General features: G+C 74.3%; 2 protein-coding genes. Both read left to right on the top strand.

Translation table 11 applies throughout. The annotated features are described in order from the left end of the window. Positions 1 to 1701: fibronectin type III domain-containing protein (locus AB0I76_RS26665; protein ID WP_357040913.1), on the top strand; the 1701-nt coding region annotated here is incomplete at its 5' end. Between the two features lie 30 nt (positions 1702 to 1731). Beyond that, the gene (locus tag AB0I76_RS26660; RefSeq protein ID WP_357040910.1) at positions 1732 to 2727 is read left to right on the top strand and encodes a MoxR family ATPase; all 996 of its coding nucleotides are present in this window, start codon (positions 1732 to 1734) and stop codon (positions 2725 to 2727) included. Positions 2728 to 2881 lie beyond the last annotated feature (154 nt).

Genomic DNA, 2881 nt, shown 5'->3' with positions numbered 1-2881 from the left:
GGCGACCGGCTGAGCGCGGCGGTGGCCTGGGCGGGCCGGATCTACACCGCCGACGAGGCCACCGGCACGGTGTACGCGTTCGACGGCGACGGCCGGCTCGTCGACACCGTCCGCGGCCGCCCGCTCGGGCCACTTGAGCTGGAGGTCCGCGAGAACCACCTCTTCATCAACGCCCCGGACGCGTCGACCGCGCGCGTCGTCGACGACCGGCACCAGATCCGCGAGGTCGACAAGTACGCCAACGACGTGCTCGGCGGCGACCCGCCGCCCGCTCCCCCGCCGCCGCCCCCGCCGAAGAAGCCGAAGGTCGGCAAGCCGGGCGGCCCCCGCGCGGTGACCGCGTCGGCAGGCAACGCGCAGGCCCGGGTGAGCTGGCGGTCGGCCCCGGCCAACGGCGCGGAGATCGTCCGGTACGTGGTGACCGGCGCCGGGCAGCGGCTGGAGGTGGGCGCCAACCAACGTGCGGTGGAGGTGAAGGGCCTCACCAACGGCGAGACGTACCGGTTCGCGGTGCACGCGGTGAACGCCAAGGGCGCGGGGCCGTCCCGCAGCAGCAACCCGGTGACGCCGACGGCGGCGGTGCCGGACCCGCCGGCGAGCGTGACCGCCCAGGAACGGCCGGACGGGACGGTGCTGGTGCGCTGGCCGGCGGCGAACGGGCAGGGCAACACGATCGCCCGGTACGCGGTGACGGCGACGTCGGCCGGCACCAACGCGCCCGCCGGGGAGACGGCCAGGACCGAACTGGTGGTGCCGGCCGGTGAGCTGGAGTACGGCACGCAGTACGCGTTCACGGTGGTCGCGGTCAACGACAAGGGTGCCGGTTCGGCGGCCTCGCCGGTGAGCAACACCGTGGTGCCGTACGCGCCGCCGGACCGCCCGGCCGCGTTGGAGGCGACCACGGTGCCGGACCGGCCGGGCACGGTGGCGGTGCGGTGGATCCCGGGCGAGGCCAACGCCCGGCCGGTGACCGGGTACCTGGTGGACGTGGGGGGCCGGCGCAGCGAGGTGACCGACACGGCCACCACCGTGGAGGGCCTGGGCAACGGGCAGAACGTCACCGTCACGGTGAAGGCGGTCAACGAGGCCGGGCCGGGCCCGGAGGCGACCGCCACCGCGCGGACGGTGGCGGAGCCACGGGTCACCGTGACCGGCTCGTCGGCCACGGCCACGTCGGCGACGGTGCGGTTCACCGTGGACGCCGGCGGCGGCCGGGCCACCTGCACGCTGAGCGCGGCCGGCCAGCCGGCGAAGCCCGGCGGATGCGGCAGCATCACGATGACCGGGCTGACCCCGGGTACGAGCCACACGTTCACCGTGACCGCGACGAACGCCGCCGGGAAGGGCACGGCCACCCGGGTCCAGGCGACCGCCGCGCTGTACGGGACGGCCACCTGCGTCAACGGGCCGGACGGCGACCAGCGCACCTACTGCGACGCCGACGTCGACGGCCGCAACGGCAACGAGGTCTTCTCGGTGCCCCGGCAGGACAACGACCGGCAGGTCGGTTGGGCGAGGCCGGGCACCCGGCTGAAGGCGTACTGCCGGCGGGCCGGCGAGAACGTCGACGCGTGGATCTACAACGGCCAGAAGCAGAGCACCTGGTGGGTGCAGGTCGACTACAAGGGACGCAACTACATCCCGTGGGCGTGGCTCAACCTCGACGGCGGCGACGACATCAACGACCTGCCGCCCTGCTGACCCTTTTCCAGGCAAGGAGCACCACCGACCGTGCAGACCCACGACCCGCTCACCCAGCCGGAGGTGCAGGGCTTCGCGGCTCTCGCCGCCCGGCTGGCCGAGAACGTCAACGCGGTCGTGCTGGGCAAGCCCCAGGTGGTCCGGCTGGCGCTGACCGCACTCTTCGCGCAGGGGCACGTGCTGCTGGAGGACGTGCCGGGGGTCGGCAAGACCACCCTCGCGCGGGCCGTGGCCGCGACCGTGAAGGGCGAGTGGCGGCGCATCCAGTTCACCCCCGACCTGCTGCCCTCGGACGTCTCCGGGGTGACCATCTTCAACCAGGCCACCCGGGGCTTCGAGTTCCACCCGGGGCCGGTGTTCGCCAACATCGTCATCGCCGACGAGATCAACCGGGCGTCACCGAAGACGCAGTCGGCGCTGCTGGAGGTGATGGAGGAGCGCACCGTCACCGTGGACGGGGTACGGCATCCGGTGCCGCAGCCGTTCCTGGTGGTGGCCACGCAGAACCCGGTGGAGATGGACGGCACGTACCGGCTGCCGGAGGCCCAGCTGGACCGGTTCCTAGTGAAGCTGTCGGTGGGCTACCCGGACGAGGCGGTCGAGGTGGAGGTGCTGCGCGGGGCGACGGTCCGCTCCCCCGAGGCGCTCACCCCGGTCACCGACACCGCGACCGTCGGGGAGATGGTGCGGATGGCGCTGCGGGTGCACATCGCCGAGCCGCTCTACGCGTACGCGGTGCGCCTCGCCGCGGCGACCCGCGCGCATCCGCACGTGCGGGTCGGGGTGAGCCCGCGCGGGGTGATCGCGCTGACCCGGGCGGCGTGCGCGTACGCGCTGATCGACGGGCGGGGCTGGATCATGCCGGAGGACCTGAAGACCCTCGCCGAGCCGGTGTTCGCCCACCGTCTGCTGCTCACCCCGGACGCGCAGGTGCGCGGGGTGACCGCCGCCGAGGTGTTGCGCCAGGCCATCGCGGCCGTGCCGGTGCCTCTCCCCTCCGGCCACGCGGCTCCGGTCCGGGGCTGAGGAGGGGCGTGGGGATCACCGCTCGCGGTGTCGGGCTGCTCGTGGCCGCCGTGGTGCTGCTCGGCGCCGGTTTCCGGTTCGCGTACCCCGAGCTGGTGCTGCTGGGCGCGGCCGCCGCGGCGGCGGTCGGTTACGCCGTGGTGGTCGCGGCGCG

The sequence above is a fragment of the Micromonospora sp. NPDC049799 genome (assembly GCF_040656655.1).
In the GTDB taxonomy this organism is placed as follows: Bacteria; Actinomycetota; Actinomycetes; order Mycobacteriales; family Micromonosporaceae; genus Micromonospora.
The sequence above is the reverse complement of the archived record's forward strand: the minus strand, read 5'-3'. Positions and strand labels throughout refer to the sequence as shown.